Raw genomic sequence first — 26883 nt, 5'->3', positions numbered from 1 at the left:
GTCACAGGGCGGTGGTTTCTGGCATACCATATAATGAAAGAAATGGTGACGCAACGGCCGAAATCCGGCAATTATTATGCTGCAGCGCATCCAAATATGGCATATTGCATGCCACGAAGTTTCATCCTAGGCTAACTCAAACAAGGCCAGTCAGCTCTGCGTTGGTCATTGCGCGGTCCCTGAACAAGGCCATTTTATGGGGACGAAGCGCTATGGATGAACTGAACGCCCTGTTCGGCGGATTCGCCGTTGCTCTCAGCGCCTACCACATCCTGCTCATGGTCATCGGCATCACGCTTGGTGTCGTCATCGGCGTTCTGCCCGGGCTCGGCGGCGCGAATGGCGTTGCCATTCTCTTGCCTCTGACCTTCACCATGCCGCCGACCTCGGCGATCATCCTGTTGACCAGCATCTACTGGGGCGCACTGTTCGGTGGCGCCATCACCTCGATCCTCTTCAATATTCCCGGCGAGCCCTGGTCGGTGGCGACGACCTTCGACGGGCATCCGATGGCGCAGAACGGCAAGGCCGACGAGGCGTTGGTCGGCGCCTTCACGGCCTCCTTCGTCGGCGCGATCTTCGCCGTCTGCCTGATCACCTTCCTCGCGCCGGTGGTCGCGAAATTCGCCCTGAAGTTCGGTCCTGCCGAGTTCTTCGCCGTGCAATTCCTCACCTTCGCCAGCTTCATTGGCATGGGCCGGGGCTCGCCGTTCAAGACGATCGCCTCGATGTGCCTCGGCTTCGCGCTCGCCTCCGTCGGCCTCGACGGCGTCACCGGCACGCTCCGGATGACATTCGGACAAGACGAGCTGCTGAACGGCTTCAAGTTCCTCGTCGCCGTCATCGGCCTGTTCGGCATTGGCGAGATCCTCTGCTCGATGGAGGACGGGCTGAAATTCAACGGTGCCGCCGCCAAGTTGCGAATGGACGCGGTCATCCGCACCTGGAAACAGCTGCCCAGGATGTGGCTGACCTTCCTCCGCAGCTGCATCGTCGGCTGCTGGATGGGCATCACCCCGGGTGGCGCGACACCGGCCTCCTTCATGGGCTACGGCATCGCCAAGCGCCTGTCGAAGCGGGGCGACAATTTCGGCAAGGGCGAGCTCGAGGGCGTGGTGGCGCCGGAGACCGCCGCCCACGCCGCGGGCACCGCCGCGCTGCTGCCGATGCTGACGCTCGGCATCCCGGGCTCGCCAACCGCGGCGGTGCTGCTCGGCGGCTTGCTGATCTGGGGTCTGCAGCCCGGCCCGCTGCTCTTCGTCGAGCAGAAGGACTTCGTCTGGGGCCTGATCGCCTCGATGTATCTCGGCAACGTCGTCGGCCTGATCATGGTGCTGACTTGCGTGCCCTTCTTCGCCGCGATCCTGCGTGTGCCCTTCTCGATCATCGCGCCGGCCATCGTCTTCGTCTGTGCCATCGGTGCCTACACCGTGAACAACGCGATGTTCGACGTCTGGATGATGCTGGTCTTCGGCGTGCTCGGCTATCTCTTCAACAAGCTGCGCTACCCGCTGCCGCCGCTCGTGCTGGCGCTCGTGCTCGGCGACCAGGCCGAGAGCTCCTTCCGCCAGGCCATGCTGGTCTCGCAGGGCAATGTCGGCGTGTTCTGGTCGAACTGGCTCTGCGGCGGGATCATGACGCTCGGCCTGGTGATGGCCTTCTGGCCGGCCCTGCAGGCGCTGCGCGCGAAACTCTCAAGCAACCACGCCGTCGCCCGCGCTGCCTGAGGCCGCGCGGGCCGGTTCCCGCAACATAGTCGCCTTCATGACTTTACCAACGCGGCACCAAAGCCGCCTCAAGGGAGGAAGCGTGATGATCCGGACGGGAGTGTCCAAGACCAGGACAATTGCGGTAGCGCTGGCGGCGAGCGCCGGCCTGACCTCGCCAGCCCTGGCGCAGCAGAAATGGGAGCCGAGCAAGCCGGTGACACTGGTCATCCCGGCCGGCACCGGCGGCGGGGCCGATCAGATGGCGCGCTTCATCCAGGGCGTCGTCCAGAAGCACAATCTGATGAAGCAGCCGCTGATCGTGATCAACAAGGCCGGCGGCGCGGGCGCCGAAGGCTTCCTGGAGATGAAGGCCAGTGCGAACGATCCGCACAAGATCGCCATCACCCTGTCGAATCTGTTCACGACCCCGCTCGGCACCGGCTCGCCCTTCAACTGGAAGGACATGAAGCCGGTCGCGATGCTGGCCCTCGACCAGTTCATCCTCTGGACGAACAGCGAGAAGCCCTACAAGACGGCGAAGGATTACATCGACGCGGTGAAGGCCGGCGATGACCGCCAGTTCAAGATGGGTGGTACCGGCTCGAAGCAGGAAGACCAGATCGTAACGGCGGCGGTCGAACTGCAGACCGGCGGCAAGAAGTTCACCTATGTGCCCTATGCCGGCGGCGGTCAGGTCGCCGTGCAGCTCGTCGGCAATCATGTCGACTCGACCGTGAACAACCCGATCGAGGCCGTCGGCCAATGGCGCGCCGGGCAGTTGCGCCCGCTCTGCATCTTCGATGCACAGCGCTCGACCTACACCGCCAAGGTCACCGAGAAGGAAGCCTGGAGCGACATCCCGACCTGCAAGGAATCGGGCCTGCCGGTCGAGTACCAGATGCTGCGCGGCATCTTCACCACCAAGAATACCAAGCCCGAGCAGGTCGCCTTCTATGTCGATCTGCTGAAGAAGGTGATGGCGACGCCGGATTGGAAGGATTTCATGGAGAAGGGAGCCTTCAACCAGACCTTCATGAGCGGCCCTGAGTTCGACAAATGGCTCACCAGTGCCGAGACGCTGCATTCCGACCTGATGAAGAACGCCGGCTTCCTCGCGACCCAGTGAGCCCGACAGCACGGAGCGCGGCGTAAGCGATCGCGCTCCGATCGCCCAACCATCGCGGAGCTGGCGCCGGGAGCGGGAGCCAGTCAGGAGCAAGACAATGAGCAGCAACGAAGAAACCGAAGAACGTCCGCTCGTCAGCTATCGCACCCTGGACATCGCGGTCGCGATCTTCTTCCTGGTCGTCGCGGCGATCGTGATAACCGACAGCTTGCGGCTCGGTATCGCCTGGAAGCCGAACGAAGGGCCGCAGCCCGGCCTGTTCCCGTTCTACATCGTCGTGGCGATGGCCCTCGCCTCTCTCGTCAATCTGGCCCAGGCCCTGCCGCACACGCCGAGCGGTGAGAAGGTCGCGACGACCATTCCGGGCATCAAGCGCATGGCGGCGATCTTCGTCCCCGCCGTCGTCTTCGTGCTGGCGACGAACTATATCGGCATCTATGTCTCGGCCGCGATCTATATCGGGGCGTTCATGGTGTTCTTCGGCAAGTTCCCGGTCTGGAAAGCCGCGGCCGTGTCGCTTGGCATCGCGATCGTCAACTTCATGATGTTCGAGGTCTGGTTCCTGGTGCCGCTGCCCAAGGGACCGCTGGAAACCGCGCTCGGATACTGACTCGCGCCGCGAACCGAAGGCCCCTGCCCTCAGCGCAGATGGATCGCGGGGCCGGGGCCGCACGGCGCAAACCTTGCGACCCTCTCGCCAGTCGGCGGGCCTTCCCTACTCGGCGCCTTCGGCACGAGCAGCATCGACGGGGCCCCCGATCGATGAGCTCCAGGCGCCACCCGTCACTGGCATGCAAAATGCCAAATTGAGGCGGCCGAGCGCCGATAGCCTCTTGACAGTAACGAATATTGGCATGCCAAATACCAACTAAGATCCGATCGAGCGAACGCGCCGAAGCAAACGGCCAGCCCGACGATGGCTCAGCAAAGAAAATTCCATGGGAGGAAGTGCATCATGGTGACCCAGGCAGCCCTCAAGATCAGCCCGCGCGAAGCAGACGTCGACCAGGCGACGGTCCGCAAGGTCCTCGACGGCGTCAAGGCCGATGGCCGCACCAGCCTGACGGCCCCGGAGGCCAAGCTGGTCTGCGACGCCTACGACATCCCGCTGCCCAAGGAAGGCCTCGCCAAATCGGCCGACGAGGCCGCCAGGCTCGCCGGCGGCATGGGCTATCCCGTCGTCATGAAGATCGTCTCGGCGGACATCCTGCACAAGACCGATGCCGGCGGCGTGATCGTCGGCGTCAAGAGCGACGACGAGGCGCGACGCGCCCATGACACGATCCTGGCCAATGCCAGGAAGTATAAGGCCGACGCCAAGATCGAAGGCATCCAGGTCCAGCAGATGCTGCCCACGGGCGCGACCGAGACGCTGATCGGCGCGATCACCGACCCCTCCTTCGGCAAGCTCGTGGCCTTCGGTCTCGGCGGCGTGCTCGTCGAGGTGCTGAAGGACCTGACCTTCCGCCTGGCGCCGGTCAACGAGACGCAGGCGCTCGACATGATCGGCTCGATCAAGGCCAAGGAGATGCTCGACGGCGTGCGTGGCGGCGAAGCCGTCGACCGCGGCGCGCTCGCTTCGATCCTCGTCCAGGTCTCGGCGCTGCTCGACGACTTCCCGGAGATCGAGGAGCTCGACCTCAACCCCGTCTTCGCGACGAAATCCGGCGCGACCGCAGTCGATGCCCGCATCGTCTGCAATTTCGAGGCGCGCAAGGAGCGCTTCCGCCCGGATCAGGACGCCATCGTCACGGCGATGAACCGCATCTTCCATCCGAAGGCCGTGGCGGTGATCGGCGCCTCGAACGAGGCCGGCAAGATCGGCAACTCGGTGATGAAGAACCTGATCAATGGCGGCTACAAGGGCACGATCGTTCCCGTGCACCCGAAGGCCGACACGATCGAGGGCATCAAGGCCTACAAGTCGATCCTCGACTATGAGGGCGAGGTCGATGTCGCAGTCTTCGCGGTGCCGGCCAAGCTCTGCAACGGCGCCATGGACGAGGTTGGCCGCAAGGGCGTGCCCGGCACGGTGATGATCCCCTCGGGCTTTGCCGAGTCGGGCGAGCCCGAACTGCAGGAAGAGCTGCTGGCGACCGCCCGCAAGTACAATGTCCGCATCATGGGACCGAACATCTACGGCTTCTACTATACGCCGGAGAACCTCTGCGCGACCTTCTGCACGGCCTTCGACGTCAAGGGCAAGGCGGCCCTGTCCTCGCAGTCCGGCGGCGTCGGCATGTCGATCATCGGCTTTGCGCGGTCGACCAAGATGGGCGTGTCCTCGATCGTCGGCCTCGGCAACAAGTCGGACCTCGACGAGGATGATCTGCTGACCTTCTTCGAGCAGGATCCGAACACCTCGGTGATCGCGATGCACTGCGAGGACCTGAAGGACGGTCGCGCCTTCTCCGAGGTCGCCGAGCGCGTCTCGAAGAAGAAGCCGGTGATCGTGCTCAAGGCCGGGCGCACCGCCTACGGCGCCAAGGCCGCCGCCTCGCATACCGGCGCGCTCGCCGGCAACGACAAGATCTATGACGACATTCTCAAGGCGTCCGGCGTCATCCGCGCGCCCTCGCTGCGCGGCATGCTCGAATATGCCCGCGGCGTGCAGGTGCTACCGGCCCCGAAGGGCGAGAACGTCCTGATCATCACCGGCGCCGGCGGCTCCGGCGTGCTGCTCTCGGACGCCTGCTTCGACAACGGCCTGACGCTGATGAAGATGCCGGATGATCTCGACGCGGCCTTCCGCAAGTTCATCCCGCCCTTCGGCGCCGCCGGCAACCCGGTCGACATCACTGGCGGCGAGCCGCCGCTGACCTACCAGAACACGGTCCGCCTCGGTCTCAATGACGAGCGCATCCACGCGCTCATCCTGGGCTACTGGCACACGATCGTGACCCCGCCGCTGGTCTTCGCCGACAAGATGATCGAGGTCGTCACCGAGGCACGCGCCAAGGGCATCGACAAGCCGATCGTCGCCTCGCTGGTCGGCGACGTCGAAGTCGAGAAGGCCTGCGAGAAGCTCTACGACCACGGCATCGTGGCCTATCCGTACACCACGGAGACGCCGGTCGAGGTGCTCGGCGCCAAGTACAAGTGGGCGCGCGCCGCCGGCCTGATCAAGGGCTGAGTAGCGCTTCCGACCGGACGCTGCGCCTTGGCAGCAATGTAAGCGCGGGAGCCCCTCCCCCTTGTGGGGCGGGGTCGGGGTGGGGGTCGAACGACCGGGTGGGCGCGCGCCAGGCGGAACCACCCCCATCCCTCTCCCTTCCCCACAAGGGGGAAGGGAAGCGCTTCGTCCTGCAGCCGAAGCGATTGATAGGCCTCGGCGATGTAGCTGCCCTGTCCAATACCCAAGGCTTCTGTTCCGAATGGCCGGCGCCGCGGAAAGGCCCGGTCGCTCTCCCCGAACTTCGAGAGAGATCGCGATGAACATCCATGAATATCAGGCGAAGGGGTTGCTGAGGGAATTCGGGGTGCCCGTCCCGGACGGATTTCCCGTACTGACCGCTGCGGATGCCGAGGCCGCGGCGAAGCAGCTGCGCGGCCCGGTCTGGGTGGTCAAGTCGCAGATCCATGCCGGTGGCCGCGGCAAAGGCACCTTCAAGGAGCCCGAAGCCGGCGAGAAGGGCGGGGTGCGCCTGGCGAAATCGGTGGATGAGGCGAAGGCGTTCGTCCAGCAGATGCTCGGCCACACGCTCGTCACCGTCCAGACCGGTCCGGCCGGCAAGCAGGTCAATCGCCTCTATATCGAAGACGGCTCGCTGATCGATCGCGAATTCTATCTCTCCATGCTCGTCGACCGCGAGACCTCGCGGATTTCCTTCGTCGTTTCGACCGAAGGCGGCATGGACATCGAAGCCGTTGCCCATGACACGCCCGAGAAAATCAAGACCTTCTCGGTCGATCCGGCGACCGGCATCATGCCGCTGCATGGCCGCACCGTCGCCGAAGCGCTGCACCTTTCCGGCGACCTCGCCAAGCAGGCCGAGGATCTGACGGGCAAGCTCTATGCGGCCTTCGTCGCCAAGGACATGGCGATGCTCGAAATCAACCCGCTGATCGTCACCAAGGACGGCAAGCTGCGCTGCCTCGATGCCAAGATCTCCTTCGACGACAACGCGCTCTACCGGCATCCGGACGTCTACAGGCTGCGCGACGAGACCGAAGAGGACAGCAAGGAGATCGAGGCGTCGAAACACGACCTCGCCTATATCGCCCTCGACGGCACGATCGGCTGCATGGTCAATGGCGCGGGCCTCGCCATGGCGACGCTCGACATCATCCAGCTCTACGGGGAATCGCCCGCAAACTTCCTCGATGTCGGCGGGGGCGCCTCCGAGGAGAAGGTCACCGCGGCCTTCAAGATCATCACCGCCGACCCGAATGTGAAGGGCATACTGGTCAACATCTTCGGCGGCATCATGAAATGCGACGTCATCGCCCGCGGCGTGATCGCGGCGGTGAAGACGGTCGGCCTCGAGGTTCCGCTGGTGGTTCGGCTGGAAGGCACCAATGTCGAGGATGGAAAGACGATCATCCGGACCTCCGGCCTGAACGTCATCCCGGCGGATGATCTCGACGACGCCGCCCAGAAGATCGTTGCAGCGGTGCGCAAGAACTAGAGCACGGCGCGACAGCGCGAGAACAGGTTTCCCGTAGAGGAAATGCTCAAAACAACCAAAAACGATCACGCCTTCTGCACTGAGACGCGACCGCGCCAATGCAACGTGATCTAGGGGGAGCTAACATGTCCATCCTGATCGACAAGACCACCAAGGTCATCTGCCAAGGCTTCACCGGCAAGAACGGCACCTTCCACTCCGAGCAGGCGATCGCCTATGGCACGCAGATGGTCGGCGGCGTCGCCCCTGGCAAAGGCGGCCAGAGCCATCTCGGCCTGCCCGTCTTCAACACGGTCTCCGAGGCGAAGGAGAGAACCGGAGCCACCGCCTCCGTCGTCTACGTCCCGCCGCCGGGCGCGGCCGACGCGATCTGCGAGGCGATCGACGCCGAGGTTCCGCTGATCGTCTGCATCACCGAGGGCATCCCGGTGATGGACATGATCAAGGTCAAGCGCATGCTCTCCGGCTCGAAGTCGCGGCTGATCGGGCCGAACTGCCCGGGCATCGTCACCGCCGGCGAGAGCAAGATCGGCATCATGCCGGCGAACATCTTCAAGCGAGGCTCGGTCGGCATCGTCTCGCGTTCGGGCACACTGACCTATGAGGCGGTGTTCCAGACCAGCTGCGAGGGGCTCGGCCAGACCACGGCGGTCGGCATCGGTGGCGACCCGGTCAAGGGCACCGAATTCATCGACATGCTCGAACTCTTCCTCGCCGACCCCGCGACCGAGTCGATCGTGATGATCGGCGAGATCGGCGGCTCGGCCGAAGAGGACGCGGCGCAGTTCATCAGGGATGAAGCCAGGCGCGGGCGGTCCAAGCCGATGGTCGGCTTCATCGCCGGCCGCACGGCGCCTCCCGGCCGCCGCATGGGCCATGCCGGCGCGATCATCTCGGGCGGCAAGGGCGGCGCCGAGGACAAGATCGCGGCGATGGAAGCGGCCGGCATCCGGGTCTCGCCCTCGCCGGCGCGCCTCGGCAAGACGCTGGTCGAATTGCTCAGCGGCGAAGTCGCAATCAAGAAGCGCTGCGCCGAGATCGAGTGGTCGTTCTGATCTTACAGCACAGCGTTCTCAGCCATAGCTGTCGTAGCTTTCCGACAGCCGGGGGGCCCGACCTCCTGCACTGAAGACCTCGCAGCCCTCTGGTCGCGGGGTTTCTTTTTGTCTGCCCCTACGGCAATCAGCGTGACCTCTTACATGGACGCGGAGCGCATCCGGCGCTATGCGCTGCAGCAATGCAGGAGCAGCGATCGTGAAAGTCCCCAGCGCCACCACCACATCCGCCACCGCGACGCAGGGCCTAGAGCTCAAGCGCTTCGCGCCCGAGGCAACCTTCAAGACCAAGGTCTACGCAGCGCTGAAGCAGGCGATCATCAACATGGACATCTATGGATCGCCGGAGCCGACCTGGATCGACGAGCGCCAGCTCTCCGAGCAGCTCGGCGTCAGTCGCACGCCGGTGCGCGAGGCCGTCGCGATGCTCGAACAGGAAGGGCTGGTGAAGTCGCTGCCACGCCGCGGCATCATGGTCCTGAAGAAGACCAAGAGCGAGATCGTCGAAATGATCCAGGCCTGGGCGGCGCTGGAGAGCATGGCCGCACGCCTCGCCGTCGAGCGCGCCAGCGACGCCGAGATCGGCAGGCTTCGCCTCTTGTTCAAGGCTTTCGACGAGGCGCACAAGCCGTCCGACAATGTCGGCGAATACTCGTCGGCCAACCTCCTCTTCCACCAGACCCTGATCGGGCTGAGCAAATCGCAGCTGCTCATCGAGATGACCGATAACCTGCTGCTGCATGTGCGCGGCATCCGCCAGATGACGATCGGGCGCGAAGACCGCGCCAGCCGCTCCATCGTCGACCATCTGCAGATCATCGAGGCGCTCGAGCAGCGCGACGTCGCCCTCGCGGAACGCCTGTCGCGCGAGCACACGCTGGGCCTCGCGGCCTTCGTCGACCAGCACGCCGACATCTTCGACTGAAGCGCGGATCAACCGCCCTGCACGAAGGCGTTGGCTAGCGTGCCGATGCCCTCGATCGTCACTTCGACCGTGTTGACCGGCTCCTTCATGGTGCCGACGCCGAGCGAGGTGCCGCAGCAGATCAGGTCCCCCGGCAGCAGCGTCATGTCATGCGACAGGCGGCTGACCAGTTCATGCGGCTGGAAGATCATGTCGGCAACGGGATAGTTCTGGCGCTCCTGGCCGTTCAGCAGCGTCCGGACCGTCAGCTCGCGCGGATCGAGGCCAGTCGCGATCACCGGCCCGAAGGGGCCGAAGCCATCGAAGCTCTTGGCTCGTACCCATTGCGCGAAGGTCGGGTCGGCGGCGATCAGGTCCAGCGCGGTGATGTCGTTGACGCAGGTATATCCGAAGATGAATTCACCGGCCTCCTGCGGCGTGACCTCGCTGCAGCGGCGGCCGATGACGATACCGAGCTCGCCCTCATAGACCACCTTGCCCGCATAGGATGGCGGCCGCGCGATCGTCGCGCCCGGCTCTGCCACGCTGGATGGCGCCTTCATCAGATAGAGCGGCTCCGCCGGCACCGGATTCGACAATTTGGCGGCGAGCGCGTGGAAGTTGTTCCAGAGCGCGATGATCTTGGACGGCGTGCTCGGCGCCAGCAGCGTGACCTCGTCGAGCGGCACCCTCTCGCCTGTCGGCCGTGCGCCGGCGAACAGGTCGCCGCTGTGGATCGCGATCACTCCCCCGGCGAGGGTGCCGAAGCGTTCGCGACCCGCAAATAAGAAGCGCACCCAACGTGCGCTCGCCTGGGCATTCTCCGTCCGCGCAGTCCGCTCGATTGTCGTGTTCAACATGGCGCCGCCCCTCCCGTCACGAGGCGGCCAGCTGGAGCCGCGGCTCCAGCGCGGTTTCGGCCGCTCCCTCCCCGGCAAGCGCCTCGGGCGGGAACGTCGGATAAAGCCCCTTCACGCTCGCCATCTGCTGGACGAGCCCGAGCACGGCGTCGATGTAAGGCGTTGGGGCCTCGACGAGGCGCCCCATCTCCTGGACCGCGCCGAGCAGGGCGTCGATCTCGAGCGGCCTGCCCTTCTCCAGATCCTGGAGCATGGAGGTGCGATGGGCGCCGACGCCCGCCGCGCCATTGATCCGGCGCTCGACATCGACGCGGAAGTTGACGCCGAGCCTTTCGCCGATCTCCTGGGCCTCCAGCATCATGTTGCGCGCGAGCGCTCGCGTTCCCGGATCGGTCGCGACGATGTCGAGCGTCGCATGGGTCAGCGCCGAGATCGGGTTGAAGCAGAGATTGCCCCAGAGCTTGAGCCAGATGTCGTCGCGGATATCGGTGAAGAGCCTCGGCTTCATGCCGCCGGCGGCGATCGCATCGGCGAAGCGCGTCAACCGTTCGCTCTCCCGGCGATTGGGCTCGCCCAGGCCGAACTGGTCGCCATAGATGTGCTTGATCACGCCGGGCTCGGTGATCTCGGTCGCCGGGTAGACCGTGCAGCCGATGACACGGTCGGGGCCGATCGCATTCCACTGCCGGTCGCCGGGATCGACGCTGCGCAAGCGCAGATCGGCATGGGGACCGTCCAGGCCGTGGAAATACCACCACGGCACGCCGTTCTGGGCGGTGACGACGGCGGTGTCCGGACCGAGCAGCGGCTTCAGATCCTCTGCCGCCTCCCAGGCCTGGTGCGCCTTGAGCGCGATGATCACATAATCCTGATGGCCGAGATCGCGCGGATCGCGGCTCGCCGGCATCTGCTCGGTGATCGTCCCGGTCTTGGTGACGAGGGTGAGGCCCCTGGCTTTGATCGCCTCCAGATGAGCGCCGCGCGCCACGAGCGAGACGTCGAGCCCGCCGTGCTTGAGCATCACGCCCATATAGCCGCCGATCGCGCCGGCGCCGTAGATGCAGATCTTCATCGGGCCTCCCCTTTCTTGCTTCTCTATGAGCTCGCAACCTGGTGGTTCGCCATGATCTCCAACGCCCGGACCATGGCCGAATGGTCCCAGTCCTTGCCGCCATGGGCGACGCAGGCGTTGAACAGTTCCTGGGCCGTCGCGGTGTTCGGCAGCGACACGCCGAGAGCGCGCGCGCTCTGCAGCGCGAGGTTCAGGTCCTTCTGGTGCAGTCCGATGCGGAACCCCGGATTGAAGGTGCGCTTGACCATGCGCTCGCCATGGACCTCCAGGATCCTCGACGAGGCGAAGCCGCCCATCAGCGCCTGGCGCACCTTGGCGGGATCGGCCCCCGCCTTCGAGGCGAAGAGCAAGGCTTCGCCGACCGCCTCGATGGTCAGCGCGACGATGATCTGGTTGGCGACCTTGGTCGTCTGCCCGTCGCCATTGCCGCCGACCAGCGTGATGTTCTTGCCCATCAGCTCGAAGAGCGGCTTGACCTTGTCGAAGGTCGCCTGCGGCCCGCCGACCATGATCGTCAGGCTCGCGGCCTTCGCTCCGACCTCGCCGCCCGAGACCGGCGCATCGAGATAGGAGCCGCCGGCCTTCTCAACCCGTTTGGCGAACTCCTTGGTCGCCATCGGCGAGATCGAACTCATGTCGACGACGATCTTGCCCGACGACAGGCCAGCCTCGATGCCTTCGCCCGAGAACAGGACGTCCTCGACCTGCGGCGTGTCCGGCAGCATCAGGAAGACGATCTCGCTCGCCGCCGCGACCGCCTTCGGCGTCGGATGGACGATGACCGCTTTCGCCTGCAGCTCGGCATCGGGCGCCTTGTGATGGCTGGAGACGTGCAGCGTATGCCCGCCCGCTATCAGGTGCTCCGCCATGGGGCGGCCCATGATGCCGAGGCCGATGAAGCCGATATCTGTCATGTCGCAGCCTTTGCCTGTTTCGCGTTTGGTCGACCGGTCAGGCGGCAAGCGTCGTCGCCGGCAGCCAGGACAGGCCCTCGCGTGTCTCGCGCGCCGGCTTGTATTCGCAGCCGACCCAGCCGGCGTAGCCGATCGCGTCGAGATGCCGGTACAGGAAGGGGAAATTGATCTCGCCGGTGCCGGGCTCGTTGCGGCCGGGATTGTCGGCGATCTGGATATGGGCGATCCGGTCGAGATTGGCCTCGATCGTGCGGGCGAGGTCCCCCTCCATGATCTGCATGTGGTAGACGTCGTACTGGATGAAGAGGTTGGGTGAATCGACGTCGTCGAGCAGCCTCAGCGCCTGGGCCGTGCTGTTCAGGAAGAAACCGGGCATGTCGCGCGTGTTGATCGGCTCGACCAGCAGCGCGATGCCTTCCTGTGCCAGCTCGTGGGCGGCGAAGCGCAGATTGTTGACCAGTGTCTCGTGCAGCCTGGCCGGCTCGACGTCCGGCGGCGCGATGCCCGCAAGGCAGTTGACCTGCCGGCAGCCCAGCTTGCCGGCGTAGTCGATCGCCTGGAACAGGCCATGCTGGAACTCGCTGATCCGGCCGGGCAGGATCGCGATGCCGCGCTCCCCGGCCGCCCAGTCGCCGGCCGGCAGGTTGTGCAGCGCCTGCGTCAGGTTCCAGCGCTTCAACCGGTCGGCCAGCTCGTATTTGTCATAGCCATAGGGGAACAGATATTCGACGCCATGGAAGCCGGCTTCCGCCGCCGCCTGGAAACGGTCCAGGAAGGGCAACTCGTTGAACAGCATCGTGAGGTTGGCGGCGAAGCGAGGCATGGGTCTCTCCCCTGGCTGGCATAGATCGGGCGGGCTTACTGGGCGGGCTGCAGTTCGGGCTCGGGCAGAGGCAGGTCGAGCACCTCCTCGAACTCCACGACATTGTCGATCTCGGTGCCCATCGCGATGTTGGTGACCCGTTCGAGGATGAACTCCATCACCACCGGAACCCGATGCTCCTGGAGCCAGGCCTTGGCCTGGGCGAAGGCGGCCTTGAACTCGTTCGGGCTCTTGACCCGGATCGCCTTGCAGCCGAGCCCTTCGGCGACCGCGACATGGTCGACGCCATAGCCGTCGAGGTCGGGCGAATTGATATTCTCGAAGGCGAGCCCGACCTGGAAATCCATGTCGAAGCCGCGCTGGGCCTGGCGGATCAGGCCGAGATAGGAGTTGTTCACGACGATGTGGATGTAGGGCAGCTTGAACTGCGCCCCGACGGCGAGCTCCTCGATCAGGAACTGGAAGTCGTAATCGCCCGACAGCGCGACGATCTCGCGCTCCGGATCGGCCGCTCGCACACCGAGCGCCGCCGGCAAGGTCCAGCCGAGCGGCCCGGCCTGGCCGCAATTGATCCAGTGGCGCGGGTTGTGGACCCGCAGGAACTGGGCGCCGGCGATCTGCGACAGGCCGATGGTCGAGATATAGCAGACGTCGCGTCCGAAAGCCTCGTTCATCTCCTCATAGACCCGCTGCGGCTTCAGCGGCACATTGTCGAAATGGCTCTTGCGCAGCATGGTCGCGCGCCGGTCGCGGCAGTCCTGCGCCCAGCCGGTCCGGTTCCTGAGCAGCCCCTTTCCTTCTCGCTCGCGCGCCACGTCGACGAAGAGCTCGAGCGCCGCCTTCGCATCGGAGACGATGCCGAAATCCGGGTCGAAGACACGGCCAATCTGGGTCGGCTCGATGTCGACATGGACGAATTTGCGGCCCTTGGTGTAGGTCTCGATCGAGCCGGTGTGGCGATTGGCCCAGCGATTGCCGATGCCCATCACGAAATCCGAAGCCAGCATCGTCGCATTGCCGTAGCGATGGCTGGTCTGCAGGCCGACCATGCCTGCCATCAACGGATGATCGTCCGGGATCGCGCCCCAGCCCATCAGAGTCGGGACGACCGGCACGCCCGTCAGCTCGGCGAACTCGACCAGCAGCTCCGCGGCATCGGCATTGATGATGCCGCCGCCGGCGACGATGAGCGGCCGCTCGGCCGCGTCCAGCATCGCCATCGCCTTCTCGATCTGGCGGCGCGAGGCGGCCGGCTTGTAGACCGGCAGCGGCTCATAGGTCTCGTCGTCGAACTCGATCTCGGCCATCTGCACGTCGACCGGCAGGTCGATCAGCACCGGGCCCGGGCGGCCCGAGCGCATGATGTGAAAGGCCTGCTGGAAGACGCGCGGCACCAGCGCCGGCTCGCGCACCGTCACCGCCCATTTGGTCACCGGCTTGGCGATCGACTCGATGTCGACGGCCTGGAAGTCCTCCTTGTAAAGCCGGGCGCGCGGCGCCTGGCCGGTGATGCACAGGATCGGGATGGAATCGGCAATGGCCGAATAGAGCCCGGTGATCATGTCGGTGCCGGCCGGGCCGGAGGTGCCGATGCAGACGCCGATATTGCCGGCCCCGGCGCGGGTATAGCCTTCCGCCATATGAGAGGCGCCTTCGACATGGCGCGCCAGGATATGGTGGATCGACTCGCGGCTCTTGAGCGCTGCGTAGAACGGGTTGATCGCCGCGCCCGGCACGCCGAAGGCCTGTGTCACGCCTTCCCGCTCCAGAACCCTGATCGCGGCCTCGGCGGCTCTCATTTTCGGCATGGCCCGTTCTCCCGTGAGGAAACCGTTGGTTGGCATACCAAATTCCAGATGAGAGCCTCGGTCAATTTTTTTCAGAATATTTTTTCAATATCAATCAGAAAATACTTTTCTGTTTTAAATCAGATAGTTGATATAATTTCAGATCTCCAAAATACGGATCATGCAAAATAATTTCGCTTTGATTAGGCAACGACGGGCAGCCTGTGGCCTGCTACGGTTCCGGCGTCGGTCACGGAGGGTGCTATGAGTCTGGTCGAGCAACGCAAGGGGCGCGGGCGACCGCGCTCGCTGAAGCCCGCGCTCGCCGGCGGAGCGGTCCAGGCGCTCGATCGCGGGCTGGCGCTGCTCGAGATCCTGGCCGACGAGGACGGCCTGACACTCAGCGAACTCAGCCGGCGCTCGGGCGTCTCGGCCTCGACGGCGCACCGCATCCTGCTGACGCTGGAGAGCCGCGCTTACGTCCAGCACGATATGGAGCGCGGCATCTGGCTGGTCGGCGTCGGCGCCTTCAAGACCGGCTCGGCGTTCCTGCGCAACCGCCGCGTCGCGAACATGGGGCGCGCCACCATGCATGCGCTGATGGAGGCCAGCGGCGAGACCGTCAATCTCGGCATCGAGGACAATGGCGAGGTGGTGTTCATCTCGCAGGTCGAGAGCCATGACACGCTGCGCGCCTTCTTTCGCGCCGGGAGCCGCGGCGCGATGCATGCCTCCGGCGTCGGCAAGGCGTTGCTGGCCGAGCTCCCCGAGCACCGCGTGCGTCAGATCTGCGCGCTCCGGCGGCTGGAACGCTTCACCGAGCACACGATCACCGATCTCGGCGAACTCCTGCGCGAACTCGTGCAGGGGCGTCGGAACGGCTGGGCGCTCGACGACGAGGAACGCACCCTCGGCATGCGCTGCGTCGCCGCGCCGATCTTCAACGAGCATGGCGAAGCGATCGCCGGCGTTTCGATATCGGGGCCGGCCGTGCGCGTGACTCCGCGCAAGCTCGACGACTACGGCCCGATGGTGCGCCGCGCCGCCGATGAGATCACCCGCTCGATCGGCGGCCGGTCGCCAAAGCGGGAGTGAGGTTCTACCCACGCTCGGCAAGCGCCTGCCTGATGGTCTCGCCGACGAGATGGGCGCTCGGAGCAATCCGGACGCCGGCGGCCTGCAGCGCCTTGATCTTGCCAGCCGCATCGCCCTTGCCACGCAGGGTGAGAGCGCCGGCATGGCCCATGCGGCGCTCGAGCGGCGCTTCGCGGCCGACGATGAGCGCGACGATCGGCTTCGACGCCGGAGTGCCGGCGAGGTATGCGGCGACATCCTCCTCCTGCGTGCCGCCGATCTCGCCGATCAGCACCACGCCCTCGGTATCGACATCATCCAGCAGGAGTTCCAGGCATTCGCGCATGCCGATGCCGTGGATCGGGTCGCCGCCGACCCCGATCGTCACCGATTGGCCGAGCCCTGCCGCGGTGACCTGCGCCACCACCTCGCTCGTCAGCGAGGCCGAGCGCGAGATGATGCCGACGCCGCCCGAACGCTCGCTGCCGGTCGCCATGACGCCGAGCTTGCCGACGCCCGGCACCAGGATGCCCTGCGAATTGGCGCCGACCAGGGTGGTGCGCCCGCCCTTCAGCGCCGACCGCACCCGCACCATGTCCAGCGTCGGGATGCGCTCGGTGACGGCGACGACCAGCGGCATCTCCGCCTCGATCGCCTCGATCATGGCGGCAGCGGCATTGGCTGGCGGCACGAAGACGATGCTGGCATTGGCGCCGGTCTCGCGCCTCGCTTCTGCAACGCGCTCATAGACCGGCAGATTCAGATGCGAGCGGCCTCCCTTGCCGGGTGTCACGCCACCGACGACCTGCGTGCCATACTCCATCATCCGCGCGACATGATAAGTGCCGGCCCAGCCGGTCATGCCCTGGCAGAGAACGCGGGTTTCGCGATTCAGAAAGACGGCCATGGCTCAGGCTCCCTTCTGCGCCAGCGCGACCGCTTTCGTGGCCGCAGTCCACATGTCCGGGCAATCGATCACCGTGCACCCGAAATTCTGCAGGCGCGAGCGTCCAAAATCGGCATTGTTGCCGGCGAGACGCACGATCAGTGGCAGCGAGCGGCCAGTGCGGCGCAAGGCGATGCCGAGGCCCTCGGCGATGGTGTCGCAAGCCTGCATGCCACCGCCATGCACATTGATCAGGATGGCGCTCGTCTTCGGATTGTCGAGCAGCAGCCCGAAGCCATGGGCGATGTCGAGGCTCTTTGCCGTCGTCCTGATGTCCATGAAATTGGCCGGCCGGCCCTTGGCCGCGACGAGCATGTCGAGCGTGGCAAGGCCGAGGCCTGCGCCATTCGCCACCATGCCGATATCGCCATCGAGCTGGACATAGTTGAGCTGATGGCGCTGGGCCTGCAGCTCGGCGGCGCTGGTGTCGTCCTCGTCGCGCAGCGCCGCGAGCTCGGGATGCCGGAACAAGGCGTTGTCGTCGAGCGTCATCTTGGCGTCGAGCACCGCCAGCCTGCCGTCCTCGGTGATCCCAAGCGGATTGATCTCGATCAAGCTGGCGTCGAGTTCGACGAAAGCCCGGCGTAGCCCGTCCACGAGCGCGCAGCCCTGCGCATGCAGCGCCCCCTCTAGGCCGAGTGTCGCGACGAAATCGCCCACCTCTTGCGCCCGCGCCTCGCGGCCGGTGCCCAGCCTGAGGTCGCGGGTCTGCAGTTCGCCGCGCGCCGCCTGCTCCTCGATGTCGGCGCCGCCCCGTTCGCTGCCGATCAGCACAACCTCGCCCGACGTGGAATCGACCAGCAAGGCCAGATGCAGTTCGCGCCGCGCCGGCAGCGCGCGCTCGACGAGGACGCGCCTGACGATCTGGCCCGTCGGCCCGGTCTGGGCGGTCACGAGCTGCTTGCCGAGCAATTCGCCGGCCGCGGTCTCGGCGGCGGCGGCGTTCTCCACCCGCTGGATTCCCCCGGCGCGCGCCCTGCCGCCGGCATGGATCTGCGCCTTGACCACTACCGGGCCGCCAAGGCGCTGGGCGATCTCGCCGGCTTCCCGGGCGGTGATCGCGACGCTGCCTTCCGGAGCAGTCAGCCCGTAGCGTGCCAGCAGATGCTTCGCTTGGAACTCATGGATTCTCACGACCCGGTCCCTCCCGCCATCACGCCGTTCGCGGCGCTGTTATAGTCTGGCATACATTATGCCAGACTATAACCACGTCAACAACCGATCATGGCGCGGGGGCCAAAGACGTTACGCTCGGCATGAGGAAACCTCGCCCCAACAAGGCTGTCAGCCCGCCCCTCCGGCGATCCAGGGAATGCTCTCGGATCAACGTTGCCCGACGAGACGTCTGAGATTCGCAATCTGGAATCTTTGAGGAGGTGCAGCGCGGCTACGGTTGCAAAAGCAGGGCTGGAGCGTGATGCCGCGATGTTCCAGATCACGTCGATTGACCGCCATCTCATGCAGGCCCGAGCTGTGGTCCGTTCGGCCGGGGCTTTTCGAGCGTCCTGGGCTGTACCTGCGAGCAAGCCAAGTGGATCGGGAGGCTGCAATGGGCGAGCCCCTGTCAGCGCAAGTCATCTCAACGGGTGCACGCCTCATCGCTGACCGCCCCGGAGCTGTCAAAGCCGAGCGGCACAGCGCGCATTGACCTCCTGGCCCCGCGCGTCTACGGCTCCAGCTCGGAATCCCAGTAGAGATAGTCGAGCCAGCTCTCGTGCAGATAGTTCGGCGGGAACAGCTTGCCGTTGCGGTGCAGGTCGTTGATCGACGGCGCGAACGGCTTCTGCATCGGGATCATCCCGACCGCCGTCGGCATCTTGTCGCCCTTCATCAGGTTGCAGGGCGAGCAGGCCGCGACGACGTTCTCCCAGGTGGTGAGCCCGCCCTTGGAGCGCGGCACGACGTGGTCGAAGGTCAGTTCGTCGCGCGTGCCGCAATACTGGCAGGCGAAGCGGTCGCGCAGGAAGACGTTGAAGCGGGTGAAGGCCGGGGTGCGCGAGGGCTTGATATAGGTCTTGAGCGAGACGACCGAGGGCAGCTTCATGTTGAAGCTCGGGCTGCGCACCACCGTGTCGTATTCGGAGACGATGTTGACCCGGTCCATGAAGACCGCCTTGATCGCGTCCTGCCAGCTCCACAACGAGAGCGGATAATAGCTCAACGGCCGGAAATCGGCGTTGAGCACCAGCGCCGGACAACCGTCCGGCGAGGCCATCGGATGCATCACATGCGCCGTCACCCGTATCGCGCCTCCGCTTCTAGGGCTCGCACGAATCCTGCCGCATCAATGTAAGCGCGATGCGACAAGAATGTGAAGCGACGATGTTGCGGCGCGAATGGGCAGATGGCAGCCGTCATTCCCGGGCGGAGCGGAGCGCAGACCCGGGAATCTCAGGCAGAAGAAGCTGGTTTCAGAGATGCTCGGCTCAAGGCCGAGCATGACGAGCGGATTCTAGCGCGTCGGAATCGGCTTTTCGCCGCGATAGTCGTAGAAACCGCGCTTGGTCTTGCGGCCGAGCCAGCCGGCCTCGACGTACTTCACCAGCAGCGGACACGGGCGGTATTTCGAGTCGGCGAGACCGTCATGCAGGACCTGCATCACCGACAGGCAGGTGTCGAGGCCGATGAAGTCGGCGAGCTGGAGCGGGCCCATCGGATGATTCGCGCCGAGCCGCATCGCGGTGTCGATCGCCTCGACCGAGCCGACGCCCTCATAGAGCGTGTAGACGGCTTCGTTGATCATCGGCAGCAGGATGCGGTTGACGATGAAGGCCGGGAAATCCTCGGAGACCGACGCCGTCTTGTGCAGCGAGGCAACGAAGCTCTTGGCGCGCTCGAAGGTGCCGTCATCGGTGGCGATGCCGCGGATCAGCTCGACGAGCTGCATCAGCGGCACCGGGTTCATGAAATGGATGCCGATGAAGTGCTCGGGGCGATCGGTCGCCGCGGCGAGCCGCGTGATCGAGATCGACGAGGTGTTCGAGGCCAGGATCGCATCGGGCCGCAGATGCGGGCAGACGGCGGTGAAGATCTTGCGCTTCACCTCCTCGCTCTCGGTCGCGGCCTCGATCACGAGGTCGCAGGGGCCCAGATCCTCCAGCTTCGGCGCCGAGACGATCCGGCTCATAGCCGTGCGACGGTCCTCGTCGGCGATCGCGCCCTTGGCGACCTGCCGGGCCATGTTGCCGTCGATCGTCGCCAGCGCCGCGTTGATGCGGTCTTCGGCGATGTCGTGCAGCCTGATGTCAAAGCCCGCGACCGAGGCGACATGGGCGATGCCGTTGCCCATCTGCCCAGCCCCGATGATGCCGACGGTCTTGATCTGGTGGTCCATGTGACGCTTCTGTTCCCCGAGGGAGCTGGCGCGGGCGACCCGTGGCCGCCCGCGACGCGGATGACTTTACCGCTTACTTTCCGGCCTTTTCGAGCTCTTTGTCGAGCTCGGGCAGGATGGTGAAGAGGTCGCCGACGAGACCGTAATCGGCGATCTGGAAGATCGGCGCCTCCTCGTCCTTGTTGATGGCGACGATGACCTTGGAGTCCTTCATGCCGGCGAGATGCTGGATCGCGCCGGAGATGCCGACCGCGACATAGAGCTCGGGGGCGACGACCTTGCCGGTCTGGCCGACCTGCCAGTCGTTCGGGGCGTAGCCGGCATCGACCGCGGCGCGCGAAGCGCCCATGGCAGCGCCGAGGCGATCCGCCACCGGCTCGATCACCTTGGCGAAGTTCTCGGCCGAGGCGAGCGCGCGCCCGCCCGAGACGATGATCTTGGCCGAGGCCAGCTCCGGCCGGTCGGACTTGGCGACCTCCTCGCCCTTGAACGAGGAGGTGCCGGGGTTCGCGGCCGCCGAGACGCTCTCGATCGGGGCGGTGTTGGAGCCGTCGCCGGTCGCCTGGAAGGAGGCGCCGCGCACGGTGATCACCTTCTTGGCGTCGGCGGACTGCACGGTCTGGATGGCGTTGCCGGCATAGATCGGCCGCTCGAAGGTGTCAGCCGAGACGATCTTCGTCACCTCCGAGACCTGCATCACGTCGAGCAGCGCGGCGACGCGCGGCATCACGTTCTTGCCGGTGGTGGTGCCGGGCGCGACGAGGGCATCATAGTTCGGCGCGAGCGAAACGATCAGCGCCGCCAGCGGCTCGGCCAGGCGATGCTCGTAAATCGCATCGTCGGCGAGCAGCACCTTCTCGACGCCGTCGAGCTTGGCCGCGGCTTCGGCGACGGCCTTGGCGTTAAGGCCGGCGACCAGGACGTGCACGGGCGCGCCGAGATCCTTGGCAGCGGTCAGGGCCTTGCGGGTGGCCTCGTTGAGGGCCTTGTTGTCGTGCTTGGCGAGCAGCAGCGTGGTCATCAGATCACCCCGGCGGTCTTGAGCTTGGAGACGAGTTCGGCGGCGTTGGCCACCTTGACGCCGGCGGAGCGCCCGGCCGGCTCGGCCGTCTTCAGCACCTTGAGGCGCGGCGAGACGTCGACGCCGAGTGTCTCGGGCGTGGTCTCGTCGAGCGGCTTCTTCTTCGCCTTCATGATGTTGGGCAGCGAGGCATAGCGCGGCTCGTTGAGGCGCAGATCGGTGGTCACAATCGCCGGCAGCTTGAGCTGCACGGTCTGCAGGCCGCCATCGACCTCGCGGGTGACATCGGCAGAGCCGCCGTCCAGAACGACCTTGGAAGCAAACGTGCCCTGCGGCCAGCCGAGCAGCGCAGCGAGCATCTGGCCGGTCTGGTTGCAATCGTCGTCGATCGCCTGCTTGCCGAGGATGACGAGCTCGGGCGTCTCCTGCTCGACGACCTTCTTGAGGAGCTTGGCGACGGCGAGCGGCTCGGTGGCGGCGTCGGTCTTCACCAGGATGCCGCGGTCGGCACCCATGGCGAGGCCGGTGCGGATCGTCTCGGCGGCCTGCGCCGGCCCGACCGAGACCACGATCACTTCAGTTGCCTTGCCGGCCTCCTTGAGCCGCAGCGCCTCTTCGACCGCGATCTCGTCGAACGGGTTCATCGACATCTTCACATTGGCCAGCTCGACCCCGGAACCGTCGCCCTTCACCCGGATCTTCACGTTGAAGTCGACCACGCGCTTCACTGGCACAAGTATCTTCATAAGGGCGTCACCGGTTGTGGAGAGATGCGATCTGATGCCGATCCGCCGGCCAAGCGACGGCCAGCATCGCGGCACCCGGCTGAAATGCGGACGGACCGTAGCGACGGGGATTTGCGCTTGTCAACGCCACGAAAGTCACGGCAGCCCCCGCACGCCGCGGCCGAACAGGCGCAGCTCGCGCCGGATCAGCAACGGCGTCAGCGCCGCCCCGGCTCCGAGCCCGCCGAGATGCGCCCACCAGCCAACCGCGCCCTGCTGATCGAACAGCGCCGAGAGCAGCTGGAACAGGATCCAGGCACCGAGCGCGTACATCGCCGGGATGTGCAGCGGAATCCATTTGAAGGCGAGGCCCCAGACGCGCACGCGCGGATAGAGCATCAGATAGGAGGCGATCACGCCCGAGATCGCGCCGGAGGCGCCGATCAGCGGCTGCTCCGATTCGGGGTTCATCAGCGCATGCAGCAGCGCCCCGGCGATGCCGCAGAGCAGGAAGAAGACGAGGAAACGCAGATGCCCCATCGCATCCTCGACATTGTCGCCGAAGACGAAGAGGAACAGCATGTTGCCGATCAGATGGGCGAAGCTGGCATGCAGCATGATGCCAGTCATCAGCGTCAGCCAGGCCGGCGCCTTGAGCAGCTCAGGCGGCAATTGCGCCTCGCCGAACAGCACCGCGGGAATCGTGCCGAAGCCGGCCAGGACCGCGACCTCGCTCGCCTCGCTGGTCCAGTACATCAGCATCAGGCGCAGCACGATGCAGAGCGCGATCAGCGCATAGGTGACGTAGGCGACGCGGATGAAGCGCATCGGCACGCCGTCATGCAACGGCACGAACATGGAACTACCGGTTCTGGCCAGGCGTCCAGAGCACGTCGCCCCCAGCCCTGGCATTGAGGTGGCGCGAGGCGACGAAGAGGAAATCCGAGAGCCGGTTGATGAATTTCAGCGCCGGCTGGGCGACGCTCTCGCCCTCCTCCTGCGACAATTCGACCATGAGCCGTTCGGCCCGGCGGCTGACCGTACGGGCGAGATGCAGATGCGCCGCACCGGGCGTGCCGCCCGGCAGGACGAAGGAGCGCAGCGTCCCGAGCGGCCGGTTGAGCTGGTCGATCTCGGCCTCGAGCCGGTCGACCTGCGCCTGCACGATCCGCAGCGGCTCCCAGGCCAGCTTCTCGCCGGTATCGGGCGAGGCGAGCTCGGCGCCGAGGTCGAAGAGATCGTTCTGGATGCGGCCGAGCATCGCGTCGAGTTCGGGATCCTCGCCGGCGCAATGCAGCCGCGCCATGCCGATGCAGGCATTGGTCTCGTCGACCGTGCCATAGGCGGAGACGCGCAGATCGAATTTCGGCCGGCGCGCGCCGGTGGCGAGCGCCGTGGTACCGTCGTCGCCGGTGCGGGTGTAGATGCGGTTGAGAACGACCATGATCGATTTATAGCGCGCTGCAGCATCGGCGGAAGGGGCAATCTCACCCCATCGCCAAGGGCAAAAGTCCCGGCTCCTTCAGCGTCTCCAGTGCGATCTCGGAGCGCACTCGCGCGACGCTCTCATGCGGCAGCAGCACCTCGTTGACCAGGCGCGCCAGCTCCTTGAGGTCGCCGACCGCGACTTTCAGCATGTAGTCGGCCTCGCCGGTCAGCGCATGCGCTTCCAGCACCGCCGGCGTCAGCTTGACCAGATCGCGGAAGCGCCGGGCATTGTCGCGCGAATGGGTGTTGAGCGCGACATGGATGAAGACCGTCACGGACAGCCCGATCGCCTCGGGATCGATCAGGGCGCGATAGCCGCGAATCACCCCCGCACCCTCCAGCGCCTGCCGCCGCCGCGAGACCTGGCTGGCGGAGAGGCCGACCCGCTCTGCGAGCGCGCCATTGGTCAGCGAGGCATCCTGCTGAAGCGCTTCGAGCAGGCGCCAGTCGAAAGCGTCGAGCTGCGGCATTTCGTGAGCCCTGCCTCTGTTCCATGCACGATCCGTGCAAATTCAATCCGAGATCGCCGAATTTTGCAAAGCTTTTGCCTGCTGGATGCGCGAGGATCAGTCAACGCAGATTTCAAGGAGGACGCATATGGGACCGTTCCCGCACGATTCCGCCCCGCCGGCGATTTCGACCGCCAATCCGATGGGCACCGACGGCTTCGAATTCGTCGAATACGCCCATCCCGAGCCGGAGAAGCTCGGCGCGCTGTTCGAGACGATGGGCTTCACCAAGGTCGCCAAGCACCGCTCGAAGAGGGTGACTCTCTATCGCCAGGGCGACGTCAACTTCATCGTCAATGCCGAGCCGGAATCCTTCGCGCAGGGCTTTGCCGCCGAGCATGGCCCCTGCGCCTGTGCGATGGCCTTCCGTGTCGTCGACGCCAAGCACGCCTTCGAGCGCGCCGTCTCGCTCGGCGCCGAGCCCTATGAAAGCAAGGTCGGTCCCGGCGAACTGCAGATCCCGGCGGTGAAGGGCATCGGCGGCTCGCTGCTCTATTTCGTCGACCGCTATGGCGCGAAGGGCTCGATCTACGACGTCGACTTCGAATGGCTAGGCGAGAGCGACCCGCACCCCGAGCAGGCCGGGATGTATTATCTCGACCACCTCACCCACAACGTCATGCGCGGCCGCATGGATCATTGGGCCGACTGGTATGGCGAGCTCTTCAATTTCCGCGAAATCCGCTTCTTCAACATCGAGGGCAAGCTCACCGGTCTGATCTCGCGGGCGCTGACCTCGCCCTGCGGCAAGATCCGTATCCCGATCAACGAATCCCTCGACGACAAGAGCCAGATCGAGGAGTACCTGCGCCAGTACAAGGGCGAAGGCATCCAGCACGTCGCGCTCGGCTCGCGCGACATCTATGCCAGCGTCGAGCAGCTCCGCCAGAACGGCCTGCCCTTCATGCCCTCGCCGCCCGAGACCTATTACGAGAAGGTCGACGGCCGGGTGCCGAACCATGGCGAGCCGGTGCCGCGCCTGAAGGCCAACGGCATCCTGATCGACGGCGAAGGCGCGGTCGCGCTCGGCGAGAAGGCCGGCCGGATGAGCAAGGTGCTGCTGCAGATCTTCTCGGCCACTGTGGTCGGCCCGATCTTCTTCGAGTTCATCCAGCGCAAGGGCGATGACGGCTTCGGCGAGGGCAATTTCCGCGCCTTGTTCGAGTCGATCGAGGAGGACCAGATCCGCCGCGGCGTGCTGAAGCCGCAGGCTGCGGAGTAACGTTCCGCTGCAGGCTCCTCAGCGAAAGACATGAGGGCGGAAACCCCTCCCCCTTGTGGGGAGGGGCAGGGGTGGGGGTCGAAAAGCCGGGCGATCGGAAGAACCAGACATCACTCTCGCGGCTGCAAGACCAGTTTCTGCCGCCGGTCACCAAGCGGCACCACCCCCATCCCCAACCCTTCCCCACAAGAGGGGAAGGGAGGAGTCAGGCGATCAGCGCAGAGGCTTCGTGTGGGATAAGGACTCTCGCTTTCCCGTGATCATCACGCTTCAACCCAAGCTTGCCGCCCTCCGGGAATGGGCGTAGCCCTTTATGAACGCGCCGGCCTGACAGGGCGCGCGACAAGGGGAAGCGACCATGGCGACGGCGTCGGCAGAGGTCATGCGGGGCCATCAGGGCCCGTGGTGGACCCATCTCTATGTCCAGGTGCTGACCGCGATCGCCATCGGCGTGCTGCTCGGCCATTTCTACCCCCAGACCGGCGAGGCGATGAAGCCGCTGGGCGACGCCTTCATCAAGGCGATCAAGATGATCATCGCCCCGATCATCTTCCTCACCGTCGTCCACGGCGTCGCCTCGATGGACGACATGAAGAAGGTCGGCCGGGTCGGCCTCAAGGCGCTGATCTATTTCGAATTCGTCACCACGCTGGCGCTGATCGTCGGCCTTCTCGTGGTCAATCTCTGGAAGCCCGGCGTCGGCATGAACGTCGATCCCTCGACGATCAACACCGCCGGCATCACCGCCTTCACCGCCAAGGCTCACGACCAGAGCACCCTGGCCTTCCTGATGAACATCATCCCGGAGACGGTGGTCGGCGCCTTCGCCAATGGCGAGATCCTGCAGGTGCTGTTCTTCGCGCTGCTCTTCGCCTTCGGCCTGCAAATGCTCGGCGAGCGCGGCAAGGCGGTGCTGCACCTCATCGACGACATCGCCCAGATCTTCTTCAAGGTCGTCGGCATCATCATGAAGGCCGCCCCGATCGGCGCCTTCGGCGCAATGGCCTTCACCATCGGCAAATTCGGCGTCGGGACCCTGCTCTCGCTCGGCTCCTTCATGGCCTCGTTCTACACGACCTGCCTGATCTTCATCTTCCTGGTGCTCGGCACGATCGCGCGGCTGGCCGGCTTCTCGATCCTGAAGTTCATCGCCTTCATCAAGGAGGAGCTGCTGATCGTGCTCGGCACCTCCTCCTCCGAGAGCGTGCTGCCGCGCATGATCGCCAAGATGACCCATCTCGGCTGCAAGGAGAGCGTGGTCGGCCTGGTCATCCCGACCGGCTATTCCTTCAACCTCGACGGCACCTGCATCTACCTGACCATGGCCGCCGTCTTCCTGGCGCAGGCGACCAACACCGACCTCTCGCTGTCGCAGGAGATCGGCATCATCGCCGTACTGCTGCTGACCTCGAAGGGCGCCGCCGGCGTCACCGGCTCGGGCTTCATCGTGCTGGCCGCGACGCTGGCCAGCGTCGGCCATATCCCGGTCGCCTCGATCGCGCTGATCCTCGGCATCGACCGCTTCATGTCGGAGGCGCGCGCCCTCACCAACCTGATCGGCAACGGCGTCGCCACCATCGTCGTGTCGAAATGGGAGAACTCGCTCGACGAGGCGAGGATGCAGCGCATTCTCGCCAAGGAGACCGGCTTCGACGCCGACGAGCCGGAGCGGGTCGCAGCCTGACC

The 26883-nt window shown here is 65.5% G+C and carries 24 protein-coding genes; 10 read left to right on the top strand and 14 right to left on the bottom strand.

All coding sequences use genetic code 11. From position 1 onward, the window contains the following. The first annotated feature begins 212 nt into the window (after nt 1–212). From AC3WLC_RS08850 to AC3WLC_RS08820, 7 genes are all read left to right on the top strand, one after another. Nucleotides 213–1727, top strand: a complete 1515-nt coding sequence (locus AC3WLC_RS08850; RefSeq protein ID WP_493683555.1) for a tripartite tricarboxylate transporter permease — start codon at nt 213–215, stop codon at nt 1725–1727. Between the two features lie 85 nt (nt 1728–1812). Further along, nucleotides 1813–2835, top strand: coding sequence for a Bug family tripartite tricarboxylate transporter substrate binding protein (locus AC3WLC_RS08845; RefSeq protein ID WP_493683554.1), 1023 nt, complete (start codon nt 1813–1815; stop codon nt 2833–2835). A 97-nt stretch (nt 2836–2932) separates the two neighbouring features. Then, nucleotides 2933–3445: a tripartite tricarboxylate transporter TctB family protein gene (locus AC3WLC_RS08840; protein ID WP_493683553.1), complete on the top strand. Its 513-nt coding sequence runs from the start codon at nt 2933–2935 to the stop codon at nt 3443–3445. A 345-nt stretch (nt 3446–3790) separates the two neighbouring features. Continuing rightward, a complete protein-coding gene (locus tag AC3WLC_RS08835) occupies nt 3791–5968 on the top strand; it encodes an acetate--CoA ligase family protein (protein ID WP_493683552.1) in 2178 nt (725 codons plus the stop codon). 298 nt (nt 5969–6266) lie between these two features. Continuing rightward, entirely contained in the window at nt 6267–7463 is a 1197-nt protein-coding gene (gene sucC / locus AC3WLC_RS08830; RefSeq protein ID WP_493683551.1) for an ADP-forming succinate--CoA ligase subunit beta, read from the top strand. Nucleotides 7464–7588: 125 nt separating this feature from the next. Then, the gene (gene sucD / locus AC3WLC_RS08825; RefSeq protein WP_493683550.1) at nt 7589–8518 is read left to right on the top strand and encodes a succinate--CoA ligase subunit alpha; all 930 of its coding nucleotides are present in this window, start codon (nt 7589–7591) and stop codon (nt 8516–8518) included. Nucleotides 8519–8687: 169 nt separating this feature from the next. After that, the gene (locus tag AC3WLC_RS08820) at nt 8688–9443 is read left to right on the top strand and encodes a GntR family transcriptional regulator (RefSeq protein WP_493683549.1); all 756 of its coding nucleotides are present in this window, start codon (nt 8688–8690) and stop codon (nt 9441–9443) included. Between the two features lie 8 nt (nt 9444–9451). Here the strand turns inward: AC3WLC_RS08820 and AC3WLC_RS08815 are convergent, their stop codons facing one another. The 5 genes from AC3WLC_RS08815 to gcl are packed head-to-tail and all read right to left on the bottom strand — an operon-like array spanning nt 9452 to nt 14899. Beyond that, complete coding sequence (locus AC3WLC_RS08815; RefSeq protein ID WP_493683548.1) at nt 9452–10282, bottom strand: fumarylacetoacetate hydrolase family protein; 831 nt, start codon at nt 10280–10282, stop codon at nt 9452–9454. A 16-nt stretch (nt 10283–10298) separates the two neighbouring features. Beyond that, a complete protein-coding gene (locus AC3WLC_RS08810; protein WP_493683547.1) occupies nt 10299–11354 on the bottom strand; it encodes a 2-dehydropantoate 2-reductase in 1056 nt (351 codons plus the stop codon). A gap of 23 nt (nt 11355–11377) precedes the next feature. Then, nucleotides 11378–12268 carry a 2-hydroxy-3-oxopropionate reductase gene (gene glxR / locus AC3WLC_RS08805; protein WP_493683546.1) on the bottom strand — a complete coding sequence of 297 codons (891 nt, stop codon included), beginning with the start codon at nt 12266–12268 and terminating at the stop codon, nt 11378–11380. 37 nt (nt 12269–12305) lie between these two features. Further along, the gene (gene hyi, locus AC3WLC_RS08800; protein WP_493683545.1) at nt 12306–13091 is read right to left on the bottom strand and encodes a hydroxypyruvate isomerase; all 786 of its coding nucleotides are present in this window, start codon (nt 13089–13091) and stop codon (nt 12306–12308) included. Nucleotides 13092–13126: 35 nt separating this feature from the next. Beyond that, nucleotides 13127–14899: a glyoxylate carboligase gene (gene gcl, locus AC3WLC_RS08795; protein WP_493683544.1), complete on the bottom strand. Its 1773-nt coding sequence runs from the start codon at nt 14897–14899 to the stop codon at nt 13127–13129. A gap of 243 nt (nt 14900–15142) precedes the next feature. On the opposite strand from gcl, the gene bhcR reads away from it, so the two are divergent. Next, nucleotides 15143–15973, top strand: a complete 831-nt coding sequence (gene bhcR, locus AC3WLC_RS08790) for an HTH-type transcriptional regulator BhcR (protein WP_493683543.1) — start codon at nt 15143–15145, stop codon at nt 15971–15973. A gap of 4 nt (nt 15974–15977) precedes the next feature. Here the strand turns inward: bhcR and AC3WLC_RS08785 are convergent, their stop codons facing one another. From AC3WLC_RS08785 to AC3WLC_RS08745, 9 genes are all read right to left on the bottom strand, one after another. Continuing rightward, nucleotides 15978–16859, bottom strand: coding sequence for a succinate--CoA ligase subunit alpha (locus tag AC3WLC_RS08785; RefSeq protein ID WP_493683542.1), 882 nt, complete (start codon nt 16857–16859; stop codon nt 15978–15980). Nucleotides 16860–16862: 3 nt separating this feature from the next. Then, on the bottom strand, nt 16863–18032 hold the full coding sequence (gene sucC / locus AC3WLC_RS08780) for an ADP-forming succinate--CoA ligase subunit beta (protein ID WP_493683541.1): 1170 nt from the start codon (nt 18030–18032) through the stop codon (nt 16863–16865). Between the two features lie 532 nt (nt 18033–18564). Beyond that, entirely contained in the window at nt 18565–19122 is a 558-nt protein-coding gene (locus tag AC3WLC_RS08775) for an HNH endonuclease (RefSeq protein ID WP_493683540.1), read from the bottom strand. A 228-nt stretch (nt 19123–19350) separates the two neighbouring features. Then, entirely contained in the window at nt 19351–20232 is an 882-nt protein-coding gene (locus AC3WLC_RS08770) for a 3-hydroxybutyryl-CoA dehydrogenase (RefSeq protein WP_493683539.1), read from the bottom strand. Between the two features lie 73 nt (nt 20233–20305). Continuing rightward, nucleotides 20306–21253 carry an electron transfer flavoprotein subunit alpha/FixB family protein gene (locus AC3WLC_RS08765; protein WP_493683538.1) on the bottom strand — a complete coding sequence of 316 codons (948 nt, stop codon included), beginning with the start codon at nt 21251–21253 and terminating at the stop codon, nt 20306–20308. Further along, on the bottom strand, nt 21253–21999 hold the full coding sequence (locus AC3WLC_RS08760; RefSeq protein WP_493683537.1) for an electron transfer flavoprotein subunit beta/FixA family protein: 747 nt from the start codon (nt 21997–21999) through the stop codon (nt 21253–21255). Before AC3WLC_RS08760 ends, AC3WLC_RS08765 begins: the two co-directional genes overlap by 1 nt. A gap of 135 nt (nt 22000–22134) precedes the next feature. After that, on the bottom strand, nt 22135–22836 hold the full coding sequence (locus AC3WLC_RS08755) for a rhomboid family intramembrane serine protease (RefSeq protein ID WP_493683536.1): 702 nt from the start codon (nt 22834–22836) through the stop codon (nt 22135–22137). A gap of 4 nt (nt 22837–22840) precedes the next feature. Beyond that, nucleotides 22841–23422 (bottom strand): cob(I)yrinic acid a,c-diamide adenosyltransferase, encoded by a 582-nt coding sequence (locus AC3WLC_RS08750; RefSeq protein WP_346359933.1) that lies wholly within the window; start codon nt 23420–23422, stop codon nt 22841–22843. Between the two features lie 43 nt (nt 23423–23465). Further along, nucleotides 23466–23936, bottom strand: coding sequence for an Lrp/AsnC family transcriptional regulator (locus AC3WLC_RS08745; protein WP_346359934.1), 471 nt, complete (start codon nt 23934–23936; stop codon nt 23466–23468). 127 nt (nt 23937–24063) lie between these two features. Between AC3WLC_RS08745 and hppD the strand changes: the two genes are divergently transcribed. Both hppD and AC3WLC_RS08735 read left to right on the top strand, forming a co-directional pair. Beyond that, on the top strand, nt 24064–25197 hold the full coding sequence (hppD, locus tag AC3WLC_RS08740; protein WP_493683535.1) for a 4-hydroxyphenylpyruvate dioxygenase: 1134 nt from the start codon (nt 24064–24066) through the stop codon (nt 25195–25197). Between the two features lie 358 nt (nt 25198–25555). Then, entirely contained in the window at nt 25556–26881 is a 1326-nt protein-coding gene (locus AC3WLC_RS08735; protein WP_493683534.1) for a dicarboxylate/amino acid:cation symporter, read from the top strand. Nucleotides 26882–26883 lie beyond the last annotated feature (2 nt).

This window comes from Allobosea sp. GW821-FHT03A12 (genome assembly GCF_058986765.1).
The sequence above is the reverse complement of the archived record's forward strand: the minus strand, read 5'-3'. Positions and strand labels throughout refer to the sequence as shown.